At 54.8% G+C, this 20,989-nt stretch carries 16 protein-coding genes and 1 pseudogene; 3 read left to right on the plus strand and 14 right to left on the minus strand.

Translation table 11 applies throughout. The annotated features are described in order from the left end of the window. Positions 1–5: 5 nt before the first annotated feature. From AWR26_RS20550 to cysH, 6 genes are all read right to left on the minus strand, one after another. Positions 6–1,520, minus strand: coding sequence for an ABC transporter substrate-binding protein (locus AWR26_RS20550; RefSeq protein ID WP_175518610.1), 1,515 nt, complete (start codon positions 1,518–1,520; stop codon positions 6–8). 11 nt (positions 1,521–1,531) lie between these two features. After that, positions 1,532–2,599 (minus strand): ABC transporter ATP-binding protein, encoded by a 1,068-nt coding sequence (locus AWR26_RS20555; protein WP_064568344.1) that lies wholly within the window; start codon positions 2,597–2,599, stop codon positions 1,532–1,534. Continuing rightward, positions 2,596–3,609 (minus strand): ABC transporter ATP-binding protein, encoded by a 1,014-nt coding sequence (locus AWR26_RS20560; protein WP_064568345.1) that lies wholly within the window; start codon positions 3,607–3,609, stop codon positions 2,596–2,598. The genes AWR26_RS20555 and AWR26_RS20560 overlap by 4 nt, the downstream gene beginning before the upstream one ends. Further along, positions 3,606–4,322, minus strand: a complete 717-nt coding sequence (locus AWR26_RS20565) for a FadR/GntR family transcriptional regulator (protein WP_043954843.1) — start codon at positions 4,320–4,322, stop codon at positions 3,606–3,608. Before AWR26_RS20565 ends, AWR26_RS20560 begins: the two co-directional genes overlap by 4 nt. Positions 4,323–5,079: 757 nt before the next feature. Further along, positions 5,080–5,958 carry an NAD(P)-dependent oxidoreductase gene (locus AWR26_RS20570; protein WP_064568346.1) on the minus strand — a complete coding sequence of 293 codons (879 nt, stop codon included), beginning with the start codon at positions 5,956–5,958 and terminating at the stop codon, positions 5,080–5,082. A 95-nt stretch (positions 5,959–6,053) separates the two neighbouring features. Continuing rightward, a complete protein-coding gene (gene cysH, locus AWR26_RS20575; RefSeq protein WP_064568347.1) occupies positions 6,054–6,788 on the minus strand; it encodes a phosphoadenosine phosphosulfate reductase in 735 nt (244 codons plus the stop codon). Between the two features lie 57 nt (positions 6,789–6,845). Here cysH and AWR26_RS25910 point away from each other — a divergent pair. After that, positions 6,846–6,947 (plus strand): annotated as a pseudogene (locus AWR26_RS25910) (hypothetical protein); the annotation flags it as partial. Here AWR26_RS25910 and cysI read toward each other — a convergent pair. Then, a complete protein-coding gene (cysI, locus tag AWR26_RS20580) occupies positions 6,945–8,657 on the minus strand; it encodes an assimilatory sulfite reductase (NADPH) hemoprotein subunit (protein WP_064568348.1) in 1,713 nt (570 codons plus the stop codon). The pseudogene AWR26_RS25910 and the gene cysI overlap by 3 nt on opposite strands. Further along, entirely contained in the window at positions 8,657–10,462 is a 1,806-nt protein-coding gene (gene cysJ, locus AWR26_RS20585; RefSeq protein WP_064568349.1) for an NADPH-dependent assimilatory sulfite reductase flavoprotein subunit, read from the minus strand. The genes cysI and cysJ overlap by 1 nt, the downstream gene beginning before the upstream one ends. Positions 10,463–10,821: 359 nt before the next feature. Here cysJ and queD point away from each other — a divergent pair, with 359 nt between their 5' ends. Then, positions 10,822–11,184, plus strand: a complete 363-nt coding sequence (gene queD / locus AWR26_RS20590; RefSeq protein ID WP_007373296.1) for a 6-carboxytetrahydropterin synthase QueD — start codon at positions 10,822–10,824, stop codon at positions 11,182–11,184. 43 nt (positions 11,185–11,227) lie between these two features. On the opposite strand, the gene AWR26_RS20595 is transcribed toward queD, so the two are convergent. Beyond that, positions 11,228–12,013 carry an SDR family oxidoreductase gene (locus AWR26_RS20595; protein WP_064568350.1) on the minus strand — a complete coding sequence of 262 codons (786 nt, stop codon included), beginning with the start codon at positions 12,011–12,013 and terminating at the stop codon, positions 11,228–11,230. 141 nt (positions 12,014–12,154) lie between these two features. Next, entirely contained in the window at positions 12,155–12,826 is a 672-nt protein-coding gene (gene queE, locus AWR26_RS20600) for a 7-carboxy-7-deazaguanine synthase QueE (RefSeq protein ID WP_064568351.1), read from the minus strand. Between the two features lie 383 nt (positions 12,827–13,209). Between queE and AWR26_RS20605 the strand changes: the two genes are divergently transcribed. Beyond that, positions 13,210–14,319, plus strand: a complete 1,110-nt coding sequence (locus AWR26_RS20605) for an SDR family oxidoreductase (RefSeq protein ID WP_064568352.1) — start codon at positions 13,210–13,212, stop codon at positions 14,317–14,319. Between the two features lie 56 nt (positions 14,320–14,375). Here the strand turns inward: AWR26_RS20605 and eno are convergent, their stop codons facing one another. The 4 genes from eno to relA all read right to left on the minus strand — a co-directional run bounded on the left by eno (position 14,376) and on the right by relA (position 20,957). Then, a complete protein-coding gene (gene eno / locus AWR26_RS20610) occupies positions 14,376–15,674 on the minus strand; it encodes a phosphopyruvate hydratase (RefSeq protein ID WP_064568353.1) in 1,299 nt (432 codons plus the stop codon). A 200-nt stretch (positions 15,675–15,874) separates the two neighbouring features. Further along, positions 15,875–17,512, minus strand: a complete 1,638-nt coding sequence (gene pyrG, locus AWR26_RS20615) for a glutamine hydrolyzing CTP synthase (protein ID WP_035889482.1) — start codon at positions 17,510–17,512, stop codon at positions 15,875–15,877. Between the two features lie 352 nt (positions 17,513–17,864). Beyond that, positions 17,865–18,656, minus strand: coding sequence for a nucleoside triphosphate pyrophosphohydrolase (gene mazG / locus AWR26_RS20620; RefSeq protein ID WP_043954858.1), 792 nt, complete (start codon positions 18,654–18,656; stop codon positions 17,865–17,867). Positions 18,657–18,719: 63 nt separating this feature from the next. Continuing rightward, positions 18,720–20,957, minus strand: a complete 2,238-nt coding sequence (gene relA, locus AWR26_RS20625) for a GTP diphosphokinase (protein ID WP_064568354.1) — start codon at positions 20,955–20,957, stop codon at positions 18,720–18,722. Positions 20,958–20,989 lie beyond the last annotated feature (32 nt).

Consider the following 20,989-nt stretch of genomic DNA (forward strand, 5'->3'; position numbering starts at 1 on the left):
CTGCGTTACTTCGCGAACGTCATACCTGCCAGGCGCACAATGCCGTCCGGGTAAGGTTTAAAGCCCTCTACTTTTTTATTCAGCCCAAAAATGCGCGGCTCGAAGTAGAGATAAGCAATCGGCATATCCGTTTGCAGTTGTTTAACGACTTTCTCATACAGCCCTTTACGGGTGGCCGGATCGTTATGCAGACGCGCCTGGGTCAGCCAGTCATCAACCTGGGCATTGCTGTAGCGGCCATCGTTGAGAGTGCCTTTGCTGTGAATAAAGCCGAAGATGCTGCCGTCTGGATCCGGGCGGCCAGACCAGCCGGAGTAGCTGAGCTGGAAGTCTCCGTTTTGCTGGCGATCCAGCAGCGTGGCGAATTCGGTCATTTGCAGATTGACGTTAAAACCGGCTTCGGCGGTCATCGCCTGTAATACCTGCGCCACCTGCTGCGAAGTTGGGTTATTCGGCACCAGCAGCGAGACGTTGATCGGTGTCTGCACGCCAGCCGCTTTTAGCAGCGCTTTGGCTTTTTCAACATCGCGCGGCGGCACCGGCAGGTTAATGTGATACGGGCTGACCGGTGAGAACGCCTGGTTCGCCGGTGTGAAAAGGCCTTCAAATACCACCTGGTTTAACGCCTCGCGGTCAATTGCCTGCGAGAATGCTTCGCGCACGCGCGCATCTTTAAACGGATCGTTAGCCGGGACTTTGCCGTTGTTGATGTTAAAGGTGATGCCCTGATACCCCAGCCCGGTTACCTTCGCCAGTTTTAATTTGCCGTCGTTCTCTACCGTTTTCACATCGCTTGGCACAATGCCTTCGCTCAGATCCAGATCGCCCGCGCGCAGGTTCGCCAGGCGCACTGAGGCATCCGGGATCGGCAGATAAATCACTTTGTCGAAGTGGTAAGCGCCTTTGTTCCAGTAGTTGTCAAAGCGCGAAAGCACGATGCGATCCTGCGAGACGCGGCTGTCGAACTTGTATGGCCCGGAGCAGACCGGATGCGCGGCGAAGTCCGGCTTTTTCGCCGCTTCTGGCGCCAGCATCGCGCCTGCACGGTCGGTAAGTTGCATCAGCAGCGCCGAATCCGGCGTTTTCAGGTGCAGGGTGATTTGCATCGGCCCGGTCACTTCCACGGATTCCACCGAGGAGATCTCGCTTTTGCGCAGCGAGCCAGGCAGCGTCAGGGCGCGATCGAGGCTGAATTTCGCGGCGGCGGCGTCAAATTTCTCGCCATCGTGGAAGGTCACGCCGTCGCGCAGGTTCATGGTCAGGGTTTTGCCGTCTTCGCTCCACGACCACTCCTTCGCCAGACCCGGCACCACTTTCAGGTTTTCATCGACGTCCACCAGACGATCGCACAACGAGGCGAAGACAAAGCGGCCATAGTAGGTGCGTGCCAGGTGCGGATCGAGCATGTCCGGATCCGCGCCTAAACCAATACGCAGCACACTTTCAGCCTGGGTCGGCAGCGCCGCGCCCAGCAACATAACACTTCCCAGAACGGTCAAAAGAGAATTACGCACAATCATTATTTTTTCCTTTAAAGGGATGAGTGAGAGGCCGCGTGTTCGAACAGAGCACGGCGTCGCAGGAACGCGGCGGAGGGTGGAGCAATCTGGATAACCGTGCGGTCACGGTTGAGTTCCTGCCAGCGATGACAGGAGACCTGGCGGCCGCCTTCAAGTACCTGAGCGATCGGTTCGCGTTGCCGACACTCATCGGTGACGTGCGGGCAACGGGTATGAAAACGACAGCCCTGCGGCGGGCTGGCCGGATTGGGTAAATCCCCCTGCAACAGCGGCATCTCATGCTTGAGGCCGGGCTGGGTTTGCGGCGCAGAGGCGATCAGCGCCTGCGTGTACGGGTGCAGCGGCGCGTCGAAAATCTCATCGACAGTCGCCATTTCGACGATCTGCCCGAGGTACATCACCGCCACGCGATCGCTCATATGGCGGATCACCGCCAGACCGTGCGCGACGATGATCATCGTCAGCCCAAGCTGCTGTTTCAGGTTTTCCAGCAGGTTCACCACCTGCGCCTGTACCGAGACATCCAGCGCGGACACCGGTTCATCACCCAGCAGCAGTTTCGGCCCGGAAGCCAGCGCACGCGCGATACCAATACGCTGGCGCTGCCCGCCGGAGAATTCATGCGGAAAACGTCGCGCCCAGGCCGCAGGCAGGCCAACGGTGGCGAGCAGTTCAGCAACGCGCGCCTGGCGATCCGCTTTGCCCATTTTCTGGTGCAGCCACAGCGGTTCGCCGACAATCTGCTCCACGGTCATGCGCGGGTTCAGCGAGGCGAAGGGATCCTGAAAGATGATTTGCAGCTCGCGGCGCAACTGGTTTAACCGTGCGCCGCTGGCATGAGTAATCTCTTCGCCCTGGTAGTAAACGTGCCCTTCGGACGCCGCCAGCAGACGTAACAGCAGGCGGCCCAGCGTCGATTTACCGGAACCAGACTCGCCCACAATCGCCAGCGTTTCACCGGGATAAACGGCGAGAGAAATGCGATCGACTGCCGTGACAAAGCGTTTTGGCGCGAACAGGCGCGTCGCGCCGACAAAGCGTTTGCTGAGATCGTGGGCCTCAAGGATCGGTGTGCTCATGCGGTTTCTCCCAGCGCAATATGCTGTTCAAGGGGGACGCGGAAACAGGCCGCCTGATGGCCCCGTCCCAGCGGCTGTAGCGGCGGTTTTTCCGCGTGGCAGCGGCTCTGCGCAAACGGGCAGCGCGTGGCGAAACGGCAGCCTTTTGGCATCGCTTCCGGTAACGGTACAGCGCCGGGGATAGTGGAAAGCTGGCCTTTGCGTGCACCCAGCGAGGGAATCGAACCCATCAGGCCGATGGTGTACGGATGCTGCGGATCGGCAAAAATCGTCTCCACGCTACCCTGCTCGACCACTTGCCCGGCGTACATTACGGCGACTTGCTGGGCGACTTCCGCCACCACGCCAAGATCGTGGGTGATCATCAATACTGCCGTGCCCGTTTCGGCTTTCAGGGTGTTGAGCAGCGCGAGGATCTGCGCCTGAATGGTGACATCCAGCGCGGTGGTCGGTTCGTCGGCAATCAGCAGACGCGGGTTGTTAATCAGCGCCATGGCAATCATCACGCGCTGGCGCATACCGCCGGAAAGCTGGTGCGGATACGCTTTCAGGCGCATCTCCGCCGCCGGGATTTGTACCTTTTCGAGGATCTGCAGCGCGATATCCCGCGCGGCCTGGCGGGAGACATGCTGGTGGCGCATCACCGCTTCACTCAGTTGATCGCCAAGGGTGAACGAGGGGTTCAGCGAGGTCATCGGCTCCTGAAAAATCATCGCCAGTTCATTACCGCGCAGATCCGCATATTCCCTCGGCGAAAGCTGGCGCAGATTGTGGCTGCGAAACTGCATTTCGCCGCTGAGGATCTGCGCGCTGTTGGGCAACAGCCCCATCAACGCCAGCGAGGTAATGCTTTTACCGCAGCCGGATTCCCCTACCAGCGCCAGCGTTTCCCCGCTTTTTATGGTCAACGAAATACCGTCCAGTACGCTGACCGGGCTACCGGCGAACTGAACTTTCAGGTTGTGCAGACGCAGGACGGGCGCGGGATCGTGAAAAGGAATAGTGTTCATGGCGTATCGTCCTCGAGATGAATGGCCTGGATCAGGGCATGTTGCAGGTCGAGCAGATGTTCACGCATCGCCAGAAAAGCCTCCTGCGGCTGGCGCTGCCGGATGGCGTGCATAATGCGGTGGTGGTGATCGTTATAACGATCGACCTTCGCCGGAGTACGCGCCAGCTCCCGCAGATGGTGCCAGGCGGGTTCGCGACGCACGGCGTCAATGGCATCAAAAAGACCGAGCATCAAACGGTTTCCCGCCGCTTCAGCGATGGCCCGGTGAAAAGCGCTGTCCCATAGCTCATTAAGATCCGGATCGTCCGGATTGACGTTATCGATGCGTTCCAGCATGCGCTGCATCAGCGCCAGGTTTTCCGGGCTGGCGCGAAGTGCCGCCAGCCGCGCAAGCCCCGGCTCAACCTGCAAGCGCGCTTCCATCACTTCCAGCATATTGGTTTGTTGCACCAGTCCCTGGAGTGCCAGCGGCGCGACCGGCGCAGCGGGGCCAATAAACGTGCCTTTGCCCTGCTTACGCCAGATCCGTCCCTCTTCTTCCAGTACGTCCAGCGCACGGCGTACTTCTCGCCGCCCAACGCCTAAGCGTTCCGCCAGTTCACGTTCTGTGGGCAGTGGAGTCCCTGGTGTTGACTCATGTTGGTGAATAAGCCCACGAAGTTGTTCAAGCGCCGTACTGGAATTTGCCAGATAGCGTGACGGTTTTTCCATATTGGTTCATCCGTAATTCGCGTTATCTTTTTCTTTAATTACAAGTATTTAATTATTTAATCCGTGATGTGTCGCCCTTATAACTAAGCAATTAACGAACCAATTACGTATTGGTTCAGTCATATTTTTGAAATTTTTGTTAATACTTTGATTTACTAATGTTTATTTTTTGCGGACGAAACGACAGGGTATAAGCGAAGTGCTTCATCGTGCAAAGAATGCACAACTTTAGTGCAAGGAATGCACTAAAACGGGAGGGATTGCCCGGGGGCGTTGGCGCTTACCGGCTTACATTATTGGCTGTGGCGTAGGCCAGATAAGGCGGAGCCGCCATCCGGCAATCGTGCCTCCGGGCGTTTTGAGATTATTGTGGAATTATTCCGTTCACCATGCGTGCGGGAGTTTCTGTAAACCTTTATGCGGTGAACGGGATAAGGGGCGCTTACCGCGCTCCCCTTATCAATCCCCGCGGCCCCGCAGGAAATCGGTGCTACGCACTACGCTCACCTCCCGGTCATCTGCCTGCGGTCAGCTCAACTCGCCCTCCATGGCTCGGTTCGCCTCTGGACGCCATCCAGGGCGTCCAGACCTTGTCATCTGCCCTCCGGCTCGCCGATTTCAGCGGGGACTCAACCCCATCGCTTCAGCTTTTTTATTCATCGTAAGAAAGGTGTCGCTGCAGGGAAATACCCGGAGGCTATGGCGCTTACCGGGTTTACATTGTTGGCTGTGGCGAAGCCGCCATCCGGCAGGTTTGTTAAAGTTGTCCGGCGCGGCGGGCGGCGGTACGTGCCAGCGCGGCCCAGTCGAGATGCCCTTCATCATGAGCCAGGCTTTCGACATGCGCTGCGCGCAGCGTACCGGCAATCGCCATTGGCACATTCACCCGCTCGGCGGCATCCTGCGCCAGACGCACATCCTTCAGCCCCAGCGCCAGCTTAAACCCGGCTGGCTCGAAGGTGTCGCTGGCAATCGCCTGGCCGTAACCTTTATAGACCGGCGCGGCAAACAACGTGGAGGTGATTAAATCAATAAAATCGGCTTTATTAACCTCATGCCCCTGCACCAGCGCAACCGCCTCGCCCATCGTGCCAATGGCGCTGGCAATCATAAAGTTGGCCGCCAGCTTCGTGGCATTCGCCTGCTCCGGCCGCGCACCAAGATACCAGGTCTTCTGACCGAGCACATCCAGCAGCGGCTGCACCTTTGCCAGCAGCGCGCTGTCGCCAGCCGCCAGAATATTTAACTGCCCCGCCTCGGCAACATTTACCCGCCCCAGTACCGGCGCGGCAAGATAACCGATATTACGCGCCCGGTGCAGTTGCGCCAGTTCCACCGCCAGATCGACAGAGATAGTCGCCATATTCAGGTGGATAGCCCCGGGTTTCAGCGTTGCCAGCACATCGCCCTCCAGCACGACGCTGCGCGTGGCGTTATCGTCCGCCAGAATGGAAATAACCACATCAGCATCCCTCACCGCTTCCGCGGCCGTTTCCGCTGCGGTGGCGCCCAGCGATGCCAGTTTCTCGCGCGGCCCGGCAGAGCGATTCCAGCCCTGAACCTGATAACCGGCTTTGATTAGATTCGCGGCCATTGGCAACCCCATGGTGCCAAGCCCCAGAAACGCAATCTTCATCACAATGCTCCTGTTGTTAGGTGACTGTGTTTAACTATAAAAAAGGCAGGGATTGCTCCCTGCCTCATTGTGTTTCAAAGTTTGATGCTGCCCGCTTAACCTTCGTGCAGCCCGCATTCGCGTTTCAGACCGAAGAAGCGCGTCTCCTCTTCCGCCATGCCCGGCTCCCATTTGCGGGTGGTGTGCGTGTCGCCTACGGAGAGATAACCCTGATCCCACAGCGGGTGATAATTCAGGCCGTGCTTTTGCAGGTACTGATATACCGTGCGGTTGTCCCAGTCGATAATTGGCAGCACTTTAAATACGCCGCGCTGGATAGCCAGCACCGGCAGATTAGCGCGGCTACCGGATTGTTCGCGGCGCAGACCGGCAAACCAGGTTTGCGCGTTCAGCTCGGCTAGAGCGCGATTCATCGGTTCAACTTTGTTGATTTCATTGTATTTTTCAATGCCTTCAACGCCCTGTTCCCACAGCTTACCGTAACGCGCTTCCTGCCATGCCGGGCTTTGCTCTGCCCGGAATACTTTCAGGTTCAGCTTGAGCTTGTCTGTCAGCTCGTCGATAAACTGGTAAGTTTCCGGAAACAGATAGCCGGTGTCAGTCAGGATCACCGGAATGTTCGGATGAACCTGGTTGACCAGATGCAAGCTTACCGCCGCCTGGATACCGAAGCTGGAGGAGAGCACATACTCGCCCGGCAGGTTTTCCAGCGCCCAGCCGACGCGCTCTTCGGCGTTCAGCTTTTCGAGTTGCGCATTGGTTTCAGCAAGCTGAAGCACACGTTCAACTTTCGGCAGTTCATTCAGCGCATTCAGATCGAGTCTGGACATAAGTTCCTCACCGTGTTCATTGCCTGATGGCGCTGCGCTTATCAGGCCTACAGATTACCGGGTTTACTGCCTGATGGCATTTCGCTTATCAGGCCTACAAATTACGCCAATCCCAGGCCGGATAACGCGTTTACGCCGCCATCCGGCATTACTGCATTATTCCCAGAAATCGCGCGCCGGATCGAGTACCGGACGGACGATCCCGGCACGAATGGTGAAATCACCGAAGCCTTCACCCTCTTCACGCTCGCTTGCCCAGCGAGCGATCAGTTCATCAAGCGTCGCCAGAATTTCCGTTTCGGTGATATTTTCCCGGAACATACGCGGAATACGCGTACCGATGCGGTTACCGCCAATATGCAGGTTGTAGCGACCCGGCGCTTTACCGACCAGCCCCACTTCCGCCAGCATTGCGCGGCCGCAGCCGTTCGGGCAACCCGTGACGCGCAGCACGATATGATCGTCGCCGACGCCATGTTTCTCCATCACCGCTTCCACTTTATCCACAAATGAAGGCAGGAAACGTTCGGCTTCGGCCATGGCCAGCGGGCAGGTCGGGAACGACACGCAGGCCATAGAATTTTCACGCTGCGGTTTCACCGCATCCATTAAGCCGTGACTGCGCGCCAGTTTTTCGATTTTCGCTTTCTGGCTTTCCGGCACGCCGGCCACAATCAGATTCTGGTTCGCCGTTAAACGGAAGTCGCCTTTATGGATCTTAGCAATTTCCAGCAGACCGGTTTTCAGCGGACGGCCCGGATAATCCAGAATACGGCCATTTTCAATAAACAGCGTCAGGTGCCATTTATTATCGATACCTTTCACCCAGCCAATGCGATCGCCGCGACCGGTGAATTCGTACGGGCGAATCGGTTCGAATTTGATCCCCGCGCGGCGTTCCACTTCCGCTTTGAAGGTGTCGATGCCAACGCGTTCCAGCGTGTATTTGGTTTTGGCGTTTTTACGGTCGGTACGGTTACCCCAGTCGCGCTGGGTGGTGACCACCGCTTCCGCCACCGCCAGCGTATGCTCCAGCGGCAGATAACCAAACTCGCTGGCGGTGCGGGCGTAGGTTTTCTTATTACCGTGTTCAATGGAAAGCCCGCCGCCCACCAGCAGGTTAAAACCGACCAGCTTGCCGTTTTCCGCGACCGCCACAAAGTTCATGTCGTTGGCGTGCAGATCCACATCGTTCTGCGGCGGAATGACCACCGTGGTTTTGAACTTACGCGGCAGGTAAGTTTTCCCTAAGATAGGCTCTTCGTCCGTAGTCGCCACTTTCTCGGCGTCGTGCCAGATCTCAGCATAAGCGCGGGTACGCGGCAGCAGATGCTCGGAGAGCTTTTTCGCCCACTCGTAAGCTTCTGCATGCAGTTCCGACTCAACCGGGTTCGACGTACAGAGTACATTACGGTTAACGTCGTTGGCGGTCGCCAGCGCGTCCAGCCCGACTTCATGCAGCATCTGGTGTGCCGGTTTGACGTTCTTTTTCAGAATGCCGTGGAACTGGAACGTCTGGCGGTTGGTCAGGCGAATGCTGCCGTAGATCGTCTTATCGTCGGCAAATTTATCAATCGACAGCCACTGCTTCGGTGTAATGATGCCGCCCGGCAGACGGCAGCGCAGCATCATCGCGTGGCGCGGCTCCAGTTTCTGCTCGGCGCGTTCGGCGCGAATATCGCGGTCATCTTGCTGATACATGCCGTGAAAACGGATCAGCAGGAAGTTGTCGCCGTTGAAACCGCCGGTCAGGCCGTCGTGCAGATCTTCTGCAATCGTGCCGCGCAGATAGTTGCTTTCGAGCTTCAGGCGCTCGGCGTCGGCCAGTTTACCTTCGACCACCAGTGGGCCGGGATGTTTTTCACTCATTAGTAGACATCTCGCTGATAACGGCGCTCAACGCGCAGCTCACTTAAAAATTCATCCGCCGCTTCGGTATCCATGCCACCGAATTCGGCAATCACGTCCAGTAAAGCCTGCTCGACATCTTTCGCCATGCGATTGGCGTCGCCGCAGACATAAATGTGCGCACCGTCATTGATCCAGCGCCACAGTTCTGCGCCCTGTTCGCGCAGTTTGTCTTGTACGTAGACTTTTTCTTTTTGATCGCGGGACCAGGCCAAATCAATGCGATTCAGCACGCCCTCTTTAACGTAACGCTGCCACTCCACCTGATAGAGGAAATCTTCGGTGAAGTGTGGGTTGCCAAAGAACAGCCAGTTTTTACCCGGCGCTTCATCGGCCGCGCGTTGTTGAATAAAGGCGCGGAACGGCGCAATGCCCGTGCCCGGGCCAATCATAATCACCGGCGTTTCCGGGTTGGCAGGCAGGCGGAAGTTATCGTTGTGCTCAATGAACACCCGCACTTCGCCCTCTTCTTCCACGCGATCCGCGAGGAAACTGGAAGCACCGCCCGCACGCGCACGCCCTTCCACTTCGTAACGCACCACGCCGACGGTGATATGCACTTCGTTTTCCACTTCCGCCTGCGAAGAGGCAATGGAGTAGAGGCGCGGCGTCAACGGACGCAGCAGACCAATCAGCGCTTGCGCATCAAGCTGCGCCGGGGAGAAACGCACCATATCAACAATCGGCGTTGTCGCGGCATAGTGCTGCAACCGGGCTTTATCACCCACCAGCGGCAACAGCGTTTCGCTGCGCGTCAGCGTGGCGTAATTCTCCACGATGTTGGCGGTATTGACCGTCAGCTCGAAGTGCCACTGCAACGCTTCAGCGAGCGGCTGTGTTTTACCGTCAACGGTGACCGGTTCATCGCCTTTCAACCACAGCAGTTCCACCAGTTCTTTCACCAGAGCCGGATCGTTCTGATACCAGACGCCCAGCGCGTCACCCGGCTGGTAGCGCAACCCTGAATCCCCGAGATCGATTTCGATATGGCGAACGTCTTTTTCGGAATGACGACCGGTGATTTTTTGGTTCACGGACAAGCTCGCCGTCAACGGCGCTTCTTTAGTATAGGGGCTGGAGAAAACCTCGTTCACCGCGCCCGTCGCGCTCGCCACCGCCTGCGCCGGAGAATCTTTCGGTACGCGGGCTTTCAACACCTCGACGATGCGCGCGCGCCATTCGGCAGCCGCAGCCTGGTATTCGACATCGGCGTCAACGCGATCCAGCAGGCGCTCCGCGCCCAATTCAGCGAGTTTGCTGTCGAAGTCTTTCCCTGCCTGGCAGAAGAATTCATACGACGTATCGCCAAGGCCGAACACCGCAAAGGCGGTGCCATCCAGTTTTGGCGCTTTTTTCGAGAACAGGAATTTATGCAGCGCAACGGCTTCTTCCGGCGCTTCGCCCTCACCCTGGGTGGAAGCCACCATCACCAGCAATTTTTCGTTAGCGATCTGTTTGAACTTGTAGTCACCGGCGTTAACCAGGCTGACGTTCAGTTTCGCCGCCAGCAGATCGTCGCGCAGCGCTTCCGCTACACGGCGAGCGTTGCCGGTTTGCGACGCGGAAATCAGCGTAATTGCCGGGATCTCTGCTGCCGATACCGGGACGGTAGCTGCAGCCGCGGGCTGTTGGTTCAGTACGCCCCAGAAATAACCAGAAACCCAGGCTAACTGGGTGGGCGTCAAATCAGTGGTTGCGGCCTGAAGGCGCGCCAGTTGCTCCGGGTTTAGCGGCAGCAACGCGGAAGGTGGAGCCTGAGTTGTCATGCGTTGTTATGTTCCAGTAGCGAAAATTCCCCTTCGTTTTGCAGACAGTCTTTTTCACGGTCAACAACGCAAAAACGATAAGGGGATATAATTTTAAAAACCGAAGTGAAACTAAGGTTAACGGCGGGATAATAACAATTAAAGAAAGGTTGGAAATAATAAATAACCAAAAGAACTAACCTGTTTTAGCTATAGTTATTAACACTAAAACAGGTTAATTAACTTATTGAATTACAACAACAAAATAAATACAGGCTGGTGGTATTTCACGAGTAAACACTTTTAGCGATTTTAGTTAATGCTAAAAAAGGTCATTTCCGCTACTATGCGGCGGTTTTTTGTCAGTCTGAGAGTGCATTATGTCGACCACGTTGTTTAAAGATTTCACCTTTGAAGCCGCTCACCATTTACCGCATGTCCCGCAAGGGCATAAGTGCGGTCGTCTGCATGGCCACTCCTTTATGGTGCGCCTGGAGATCACCGGCGAGGTGGATCCTTATACCGGCTGGATCATGGACTTCGCCGAACTGAAAGCGGCGTTTAAGCCGTTGTATGACAGGCTGGATCACTACTATCTGAATGAGATCCCGGGCCTGGAAAACCCCACCAGCGAAGTGCTGGCGAAGTGGATTTGGGATCAGATGAAGCCGGTTGTGCCGCTGCTGAGCGCAGTCATGGTGAAAGAGACCTGCACCGCAGGTTGCGTCTATCGCGGCGAATAAGCGAGTCGGTCATTTCCTTGCGGAGATGACTGACCGATAGCCGTTAGCGAACCAGAAACCCCCCATCCACGACCAGCACATGGCCGTTGACATAATCTGCTGCGCGACTCGCAAGAAAAATCATCGCCCCCATCAAATCCTGCTTATCCCCCCAGCGGTTCGCCGGAATATGATCCAACACCCAGCGATGCGTTTTGGCTTTACTGCGGGCGATCCGCGTAATATTCGTTGAATAATAACCCGGCGCAATACCATTAACCTGAATATTATATTGCGCCAGTTCATCACAATAGGATTTGGTAAATCCAACCAGTGCATGTTTTGTCGCAGAATAAGCCGGCGAACGTTGCCCATCGATATATGACAGAACAGAGCAAATATTAATTATTTTCCCGGAACGGCGTGGAATCATTATTTTTGCTGCATGGTAACTTAATTCGAATGCAGCAGTCAGATTGACATCCACCATCGGATCCCAGTCCTGACGATTAAAATCCAGCACGGAGTTTAAATGACAAATTCCGGCGTTATTTACCAGGATATCGACGGTACCAAAACGTTCACAGCAGGCGGCTATCACCGCTTGCGGCGCGCCTTTAGCGGTAATATCGATCTGCATAAACTCCGCGCTGACCCCCTGCTTTTCGAGCATGGCTTTGGTTTCACCACCGTCGTCGGTCAGGCCGGGAATAAAAATATTAGCCCCCGCTTTAGCCAGTGCCATTGAAAAAGCCTGCCCCAGCCCGGTATTTCCACCACTAACGATTGCTGTTTTCCCGTGTAGCGAAAAAAAATCTAAAGAGAATTCATTGAGTGAATCAATTGACATCAATAATACCTGAATTATTTTTTGTTAAAAACGCAGGGAATTATTAATGACGGCGCACAACTTAAAATGTGACGTACATCACAGTAAAAATTTCATCAGATATTTCGCGGAAAAAACAACCCGCCAGGGCGGGCTGATTTATCAGGCAATGTTCAGGTACTTATGTGTCTGCATCGAGAGCCGCCAGTTGCGGGCGATACAGGTTTCAATACACAGGCGGGTTGCATCCTCTTTCTGGCTGATAGGCTGCAAGGCAATGACCCGCGGCTTGTCATCCGTTAACTGCGCCAGCAGTTCATCCAGCGCTTCGATATCGCGCACGCGCCCGACCGGATGCTTGATTTCATCCGCACGCTCCAGCGCCTGCAACAGCACATCGTAGCCACCGCGCATATTCACCTTCGGCGATACTGTCACCCAGGTAGAATGGGAAGTGCGCACTTCGTGCGTGCCGCTGGTTTCGATCTGGCAGCTAAAACCGTTCAGCTCCAGCAGGCTGGTAAGCGGCGTTAAATCGTGGATGCAGGGTTCGCCGCCGGTGATCACCACATGGCGTGCCGTCCAGCCCTGGCGCGTAATAATCGCCAGCAGATCTTCACTACTGGCTGCGCCCCACTTATCGCTTTCTTTGGTTTTCGCAAGGATGCTGAACAGCGACACTTCCCGATCCGCAAGCTTATCCCAGGTGTGTTTGGTGTCGCACCAGGCGCAACCAACCGGGCATCCCTGTAAACGAATAAAAATGGCAGGAACGCCGGTAAAATAACCCTCACCTTGCAGGGTCTGGAACATCTCGTTAATCGGGTACTGCATAGTCAACTCTGATCAGAAATAAACGCTAATTATTGCAGATCCTGGCTTAACCTTCATAGCCTTTCGCGGTATTGCGCTTTTTCTCCACCTGCGGCCGCTAAAAATGATGTAACTATCTATGTTTTTTCTTACACTTCGACGCAAATTGTCGTCGCCATTTCATACTGTCAATAAAAATATAAAGCATTTTAAATCAATGAGTTATTTTTTTGACATTTCGTGCTGGAATTAATTACTCACTGCCGTTGTCGAACGCAAATCCCCTTTCGTACTTTCCTTAAAACAAGCTTAAGAATCCTCCATTTCCCACTCCACTTTATTGATATGGCGTTTAGCTTTCCGTGCCTACAATCCGCCCGAGCAACGCTGGAGAGATAGCATTCATGAATACATTATTAATAACGGGCGTGACGGGATTTCTGGGTGGAGCGGTATTGGAAAAAATCCTCCACGGCAGTGAAGCCATAAATTTACTGCTGTTGGTAAGGGCAGAAGATAAAGAAGCCGGACTTGAGCGCGTTAAAAGCAACATGCGCAAGTTTGGTCTGACGGATGCGGAACTTAATACACTTGATACTTCGCAAATCCTGCTTGGGGATTTGGGCGAACCGGAAGGTTTCATCAACGATCCTGCGCTGGAAAGCGTCACTCACGTGCTGAACTGCGCGGCTGTTGCCTCTTTTGGCAATAACCCGCTGGTCTGGAAAGTGAATGTCGAAGGAACGCTGGCCTTTGCCCGCAGAATGTCGCAGGTAGAGGGCTTGCAGCGCTTCCTTCACGTCGGCACAGCGATGTCCTGTACGCCGGAACCGGATTCACTGGTGCCAGAAAGCGCAGAGTTTCACGAGAATGCCGAGCATCTGGTGGCCTATACGCGCTCCAAATCGACCATTGAGCAACTGATGCGCCAGGAGTGCCCGCAGATGCCGCTGGTGATTGCCCGCCCTTCTATTGTCGTCGGGCACACGCATCACGGATGTCTGCCATCAACCAGTATTTTCTGGGTCTTCAGTATGGGATTAATGTTGCAGAAATTTATGTGCTCACTGGAAGATCGCGTCGATGTTATCCCGGTCGATTACTGTGCCGATGCGTTGCTGATGCTGCTGAAAGGCCAGGTCGCCCAGGGCGAAGTGGTGCACATCTCTGCCGGTGAAGAGAACAGCGTGCGTTTTGCTGATATTGATAAAGCGATGGCGCAAGCGCTGGAAAAAGCTCCGGTGGGTGATAAATACGCGCAGGTCAGTTACGAGACGCTGGTGAAAATGCGCCGTGAGTTGAAGGGCATTTTCGGCCCCTGTAATGAGCGGTTGATGTTGAAAGCGATGCGTTTGTACGGCGCGTTCGCCATGCTCAACGTGCGTTTCAGCAACGATAAGCTGCTGAGTATGGGCATGCCGAAGCCACCTCGCTTTACGGACTATATTGCCCGTTGCGTACAAACGACGCGCGGGCTAACAATCCCGCAGCAGATGGAAGTGGATTTCAAATAGCCAAAAAAAATGCCAGTCAGATGACTGGCATTTTTCATTTCACTAAGGCCTGGCGATTACGCCTGACCTTTGATCTCTTTACGACCGTTGAACGGAGCTTGTTCGCCCAGCGCTTCTTCGATACGAATCAGCTGGTTGTATTTAGCAACGCGGTCAGAACGGCTCATAGAACCGGTTTTGATCTGGCCAGCAGCGGTACCAACAGCCAGGTCAGCGATGGTAGCGTCTTCAGTTTCGCCAGAACGGTGAGAGATGACAGCGGTGTAGCCAGCGTCTTTCGCCATTTTGATCGCAGCCAGAGTTTCGGTCAGAGAACCGATCTGGTTGAATTTGATCAGGATGGAGTTAGCGATACCTTTCTCGATACCTTCTTTCAGGATTTTGGTGTTGGTTACGAAAAGATCGTCACCAACCAGCTGGATTTTGTCGCCCAGTACTTTGGTCTGGTATGCGAAGCCAGCCCAGTCAGATTCGTCCAGACCATCTTCGATGGAAAGGATCGGATACTGTTTGGTCAGATCTTCCAGGAAGTGAGTGAACTCTTCAGAGGTGAACGCTTTGTTGCCTTCGCCAGCCAGAACGTATTTACCGTCTTTGTAGAATTCAGACGCTGCGCAGTCCATCGCCAGACCGATGTCCTGGCCCAGTTTGTAGCCCGCTGCATCTACTGCTTCAGCGATAACAGCCAGTGCTTCTGCGTTGGAACCCAGGTTCGGCGCATAGCCACCTTCGTCACCAACAGCTGTGTTCATACCTTTGGATTTCAGCACTTTAGCCAGGTGATGGAACACTTCTGAACCCATACGTACAGCTTCTTTCAGGGTTTTCGCGCCAATCGGCTGAATCATGAATTCCTGAATGTCGACGTTGTTGTCAGCGTGCTCACCGCCGTTGATGATGTTCATCATCGGAAGCGGCATGGAGTATTTGCCCGGGGTGCCGTTCAGTTCAGCAATGTGAGCGTACAGCGGCAGGCCTTTAGAGGCAGCAGCAGCTTTAGCAACAGCCAGAGACACGGCCAGGATTGCGTTTGCACCGAAGTTAGATTTGTTTTCGGTACCGTCCAGATCGATCATGATCTTATCGATGCCAGCCTGGTCTTTTGCATCTTTACCCAGGATCGCCTGAGCGATCGGGCCGTTAACCGCGCCAACCGCTTTCAGTACGCCTTTACCCAGGAAACGGGATTTGTCGCCATCGCGCAGTTCCAGCGCTTCGCGGGAACCAGTAGAAGCACCTGACGGCGCAGCCGCCAGACCGACGAAACCACCTTCCAGGTGTACTTCGGCTTCAACAGTCGGGTTACCACGGGAGTCGATGATTTCACGACCGATGACTTTAACGATTTTGGACATTAGGTTTTCCTCAGTACAAGTTAAGCTAAAACTCCAGACAAACAACGCCCGCTCCTTCATCCTTCGCCCTACAACTGCGTTAGCCCGCTATCTCACCCCGGTCACTTAGTTGACTAAGCTCCCGGGGATTCATTCACGGGCTGCCTTGTTGTAGAACGAATGCTATTGGAGCGCCATTACAGCGCTGTCTTTGTATCTTTTTACTTCGCCTGACGCTTTTGATGCTCGCTGGCGGCTTTTACAAAGCCTGCAAACAGCGGATGTCCATCACGCGGCGTAGAAGTAAACTCCGGATGGAACTGACAGGCGACGAACCACGGATGATTCGGCACCTCGATGATCTCGACCAACTGATCATCCCCGGAACGGCCCGCAACACGCAGACCCGCAGCTTCAATTTGTTTCAACAGCATATTGTTGACTTCGTAACGGTGGCGATGGCGTTCAACGATAGTTGGCGCGCCGTAAAGCTGACGAACCAGGCTGTCATCGCCAAGCTGGCACTGCTGTGCGCCGAGGCGCATCGTACCGCCGAGATCGCTCTTCTCAGAACGTTGCTCAACGTTGCCATCTTCATCACGCCACTCGGTAATTAACGCCACAACCGGGTATTTACAGTCTGGCACAAATTCCGTGGAGTTGGCGTTCTCCATTCCGACCACATTACGTGCGAATTCAATCAACGCAACCTGCATACCCAGGCAAATTCCCAGGTAAGGAATATTATTTTCACGCGCATAGCGTGCGGTAGCGATCTTACCTTCCACACCGCGGTAACCGAAGCCGCCAGGGATGAGGATTGCATCCAGATCTTTCAGAATTTCCACACCGCGCGTTTCAACATCCTGCGAATCAATCAGCTTGATATTGACGGTGACACGGTTTTTCAGACCACCGTGTTTCAGCGCTTCGATCACCGATTTGTAGGCATCCGGCAGTTCAATATACTTGCCAACCATACCGATGGTAACTTCACCTGACGGATTCGCTTCTTCATAAATAACCTGTTCCCATTCGGCCAGGTTTGCTTCCGGACAGTTCAAGCTGAATCGTTTACAAATATAATCGTCCAGCCCCTGGGATTTCAACAGGCCCGGGATTTTATAAATAGAATCGACGTCTTTCAGAGAAATCACTGCTTTTTCTGGAACGTTACAGAACAAAGCAATTTTCGCACGTTCGTTAGCAGGAACGGCACGATCGGAACGACAAATCAGGATATCCGGCTGAATACCGATGGAAAGCAGCTCTTTCACTGAGTGCTGTGTCGGCTTGGTTTTCACTTCACCCGAAGCGGCCATGTACGGCACCAGCGTCAAGTGCATGTAGAGCGTGCGCTCACGGCCCACTTCTACCGCCATCTGACGAATAGCTTCAAGGAACGGCAGGGATTCGATATCACCCACAGTACCGCCGATTTCAACCAGCGCGACATCGTGGCCTTCGCCACCTTCAATGATGCGCTCTTTGATAGCGTTAGTGATGTGCGGAATAACCTGTACGGTCGCGCCCAGATAGTCGCCACGACGCTCTTTACGCAGAACCTCGGAGTAAATGCGACCGGTGGTGAAGTTGTTGCGACGCGTCATTTTGGTGCGAATGAAGCGCTCGTAGTGACCCAAATCAAGATCGGTTTCAGCGCCATCTTCGGTAACGAACACTTCGCCATGCTGGATTGGGCTCATAGTCCCCGGATCGACGTTAATATACGGATCCAGTTTCATCATAGTGACGTTAAGGCCACGAGCTTCGAGAATGGCTGCCAGGGAGGCTGCGGCAATGCCTTTACCCAGAGAGGATACGACCCCGCCGGTCACAAAAATATAGTTCGTTGTCATGCTGAACCTGAGAAGTTAGGTTTAAAAGACGATGGAATAACCAGGACGGGAAAGCAGTATACCCGATCATGGCTGAGGCCACAAACTTTCATTATCCCTCTCCTTCGTTCTTCAGACCGCATCTGCCCTGGCTTCATTCGCCTGTCCCGGACGCACTGCATAACGATGCGTCCAGGTATTTTCTCAGTTGCCGCCTTGCCGCGCCCCGAATAAGTCGAAGAGGCGCTTCTCAAAGCGTTCTGGCAGATATAAGGAGTGTGAAAATAGCCGCTTTCAGGTAAATGTTTTTGACGTAAATCAAGCGCTTGTTATTTAAAAAATCACACAAATGGCGCTTACTGGAACAATTCCGTTAAAGATCATGTTCCTGGCGTTTTACCTGTTGCCAGACATTTTCCATTGTTTCCAGATCCACACCGGTCATTTCCAGCCCGCGCTCGCGGACAATTCGCTCCACTTCGCGGAAACGACGCTCAAATTTCAGGTTCGCTTTTTGCAGCGCGACTTCCGCTTTTACCCCCAGATGGCGCGACAGATTTACCGTAGCAAACAGTAAATCGCCAACCTCTTCTTCCAGTCTTGCCTCATCCACAACGGCCTGCTTTGCTTCGTCCATCACTTCGTCGATCTCTTCATAGACTTTATCGAGCACCGGGCCAAGCGACGTCCAGTCAAAACCAACGCCGGAGCAGCGTTTCTGGATTTTATGCGCGCGCATCAGCGCAGGCAGACTGTGGGGAATGTCGTCCAGCGCCGAGTGTTGCGCTTTCTCAGCACGTTCTTCGGTTTTGATTTGCTCCCAGCGCGCCAGCACTTCCGTGCTATTTCCGGCATGGGCGTCGCCAAAAATATGCGGGTGACGGCGTTCCAGTTTGTCGCTAATCGCCGCGCAGACATCGTTAAAATCAAAGCGTCCCTCTTCCTGCGCCATCCGCGCGTAAAACACCACCTGGAACAGTAGATCGCCCAATTCACCGCGCAGATCGTCAAAATCTTCCCGGTTGATGGCGTCCAGCACTTCGTACGTCTCTTCCAGCGTATAGGGCGCAATGGTGGCGTAGGTTTGTTCTTTGTCCCACGGGCAGCCGGTTTCCGGGTCGCGCAGGCGTTGCATAATCCCGAGCAGACGATCGATTTGAGTCATGAGTCTTCCTGGTAAAAAATGGGATCCTCTCCGCTGACGGGAGAGGATCGGATGAAGTGAAAATCAGCCACCGTGCAGACGGCGGGCGTCGATAACGTCCGGCACCTGGTTGAGTTTGCCAAGCACACGGCCCAGCACCTGCAGGTTGTAGATTTCGATATTCATATCGATGGTGGCAAGCTGTTCTTTGGTGTCGCTGCGGCTGGCAACGCCCAGCACGTTCACCTTCTCATTGGCGAGAATGGTGGTGATATCGCGCAGCAGGCCGCTACGGTCGTTTGCCGTCACGCGCACCACCAGCGAGTATCCCGCCGAGTAGCTCTCGCCCCAGACGGCATCCACGATGCGCTCTGGCGCAACGGTGCGCAGCTCTTCCAGCTGATCGCAGTCGGCGCGGTGGATCGAGATCCCGCGGCCCTGGGTGATAAATCCAACGATTTCATCGCCCGGAATCGGCTGGCAGCAGCGCGCAATGTGATGCATCAGATTACCTACGCCTTCCACCACCACACGACCATTGTCTTTGCTGCGGCTTTGCGGCGCATACGTTTTCTGCTGCAACTGTTTCAGCGCGGCGGCGTCCTGCTCTTCGGCGCTCGGTTTATTGAACTGCGATTGCAGGAAGTTCACCATCTGATTAAGACGGATATCGCCACCGCCAATCGCCGCCAGCAACTCTTCCAGCTCGTTAAAGTTGTAACGCGGCAGCAGATGTTTTTCCGCCTCTTTCAGGCTGATCCCCAGATGCGCCAGCTCATCGTCGAGGATCTGCCGTCCGGCAAGAATGTTTTTGTCGCGATCCTGCTTACGGAACCAGGCGTGGATCTTCGAACGCCCGCGGCTGGTTGTCACATAGCCGAGGTTCGGATTCAGCCAGTCGCGGCTTGGGTTCGGCTGCTTCTGGGTGATAATTTCAACCTGGTCGCCCATCTGCAACTGGTAAGTAAAGGGAACGATGCGCCCGCCGATCTTCGCGCCAATGCAACGATGCCCTACGTCGCTGTGAATGTGGTAGGCAAAGTCCAGCGGCGTGGAGCCGGCAGGCAGATCGACCACGTCACCCTTCGGCGTAAACACATACACCCGATCGTCAAAGACTTGGCTGCGGACTTCATCCAGCATTTCGCCGGAATCGGCCATCTCTTCCTGCCAGGCGATCAGTTTACGCAGCCAGGCAATCCTGTCTTCATGCGCTGAACGCGGGCTGCCGGCAACTGCCGTCCCCTCTTTGTACTTCCAGTGTGCGGCAACGCCCAGCTCTGCGTCTTCATGCATCTGGCGGGTACGAATCTGGATTTCAACGGTTTTCCCGCCCGGCCCCAGAACTACCGTATGAATAGACTGATAACCGTTCGGTTTAGGGTTGGCGACGTAGTCATCGAACTCATCCGGCAGATGGCGGTAATGGGTATGCACAATCCCCAGTGCGGCATAACAATCCTGCAAGCGTTCGGCAACAATACGCACTGCACGCACATCAAACAGCTCGTCAAAAGCGAGATGTTTTTTCTGCATCTTCCGCCAGATACTGTAGATGTGCTTTGGTCGGCCGTAGACCTCAGCTTTGACGCCTTCGGTTTTCATTTCGGCACGCAGATGGCCGACAAACTCGTCGATATAGTGTTCGCGATCGATACGGCGTTCATGCAACAGCTTAGCAATGCGCTTGTATTCCGCCGGATGCAGGTAGCGGAAGCAGTAATCCTCCAGCTCCCATTTCAGTTGCCCGATGCCCAGCCTGTTCGCCAGTGGCGCATAGATGTTGGTACACTCTTTCGCCGCCAGTACACGTTCATCTTCCGGCGCATCTTTTACTTCACGCAGATGCGCGATACGTTCGGCCAGCTTAATGACCACGCAGCGGAAATCATCAACCATCGCCAGCAGCATGCGGCGAACGTTATCAACCTGTTCAGAAGAGACAGCATCCGTATGCGTGGCTTTCAACTGGCGGATGGCAGCCATGTCGCGCACGCCGTGAATCAGGTTGACCACCGAGGCGCCGACGTTTTCACTCAGCACCTCTTCGCTCACCACTTCAGCATCGGCCAACGGAAACAGTAGCGCCGCACGCAACGTGTCGATATCCATACTCAGCATGGAGAGAATTTCTACCATCTCAATGCCGCGCCACAACACGACGCCAGCATCCGGATGCCCCTGCGTTTGTCGCAGACAATATTCCCAGGTTTCGGTTAAGCGTTCACACGACGGCTGACTGGTGATCCCCAGACTGGCAATCCATTTGACTGGATCGAATTCACCCGCTTTGTTCAAATGCGCACTGCGTACCGCAACCATTGTCCTCTCCTTTCAGGGACCGGGCCTGCCGA

Origin of the sequence: Kosakonia oryzae (assembly GCF_001658025.2) — a bacterium.
GTDB lineage: Bacteria > Pseudomonadota > Gammaproteobacteria > Enterobacterales > Enterobacteriaceae > Kosakonia > Kosakonia oryzae.

What these genes read in the sequence shown, in the direction of transcription:
- AWR26_RS20550 (WP_175518610.1), bottom strand. Translation starts at nt 1,520, where the DNA reads ATGATTGTGCGTAATTCTCTTTTGACCGTTCTGGGAAGTGTTATGTTG.
- AWR26_RS20555 (WP_064568344.1), bottom strand. Translation starts at nt 2,599, where the DNA reads ATGAGCACACCGATCCTTGAGGCCCACGATCTCAGCAAACGCTTTGTC.
- AWR26_RS20560 (WP_064568345.1), bottom strand. Translation starts at nt 3,609, where the DNA reads ATGAACACTATTCCTTTTCACGATCCCGCGCCCGTCCTGCGTCTGCAC.
- AWR26_RS20565 (WP_043954843.1), bottom strand. Translation starts at nt 4,322, where the DNA reads ATGGAAAAACCGTCACGCTATCTGGCAAATTCCAGTACGGCGCTTGAA.
- AWR26_RS20570 (WP_064568346.1), bottom strand. Translation starts at nt 5,958, where the DNA reads ATGAAGATTGCGTTTCTGGGGCTTGGCACCATGGGGTTGCCAATGGCC.
- cysH (WP_064568347.1), bottom strand. Translation starts at nt 6,788, where the DNA reads ATGTCCAGACTCGATCTGAATGCGCTGAATGAACTGCCGAAAGTTGAA.
- cysI (WP_064568348.1), bottom strand. Translation starts at nt 8,657, where the DNA reads ATGAGTGAAAAACATCCCGGCCCACTGGTGGTCGAAGGTAAACTGGCC.
- cysJ (WP_064568349.1), bottom strand. Translation starts at nt 10,462, where the DNA reads ATGACAACTCAGGCTCCACCTTCCGCGTTGCTGCCGCTAAACCCGGAG.
- queD (WP_007373296.1), top strand. Translation starts at nt 10,822, where the DNA reads ATGTCGACCACGTTGTTTAAAGATTTCACCTTTGAAGCCGCTCACCAT.
- AWR26_RS20595 (WP_064568350.1), bottom strand. Translation starts at nt 12,013, where the DNA reads ATGTCAATTGATTCACTCAATGAATTCTCTTTAGATTTTTTTTCGCTA.
- queE (WP_064568351.1), bottom strand. Translation starts at nt 12,826, where the DNA reads ATGCAGTACCCGATTAACGAGATGTTCCAGACCCTGCAAGGTGAGGGT.
- AWR26_RS20605 (WP_064568352.1), top strand. Translation starts at nt 13,210, where the DNA reads ATGAATACATTATTAATAACGGGCGTGACGGGATTTCTGGGTGGAGCG.
- eno (WP_064568353.1), bottom strand. Translation starts at nt 15,674, where the DNA reads ATGTCCAAAATCGTTAAAGTCATCGGTCGTGAAATCATCGACTCCCGT.
- pyrG (WP_035889482.1), bottom strand. Translation starts at nt 17,512, where the DNA reads ATGACAACGAACTATATTTTTGTGACCGGCGGGGTCGTATCCTCTCTG.
- mazG (WP_043954858.1), bottom strand. Translation starts at nt 18,656, where the DNA reads ATGACTCAAATCGATCGTCTGCTCGGGATTATGCAACGCCTGCGCGAC.
- relA (WP_064568354.1), bottom strand. Translation starts at nt 20,957, where the DNA reads ATGGTTGCGGTACGCAGTGCGCATTTGAACAAAGCGGGTGAATTCGAT.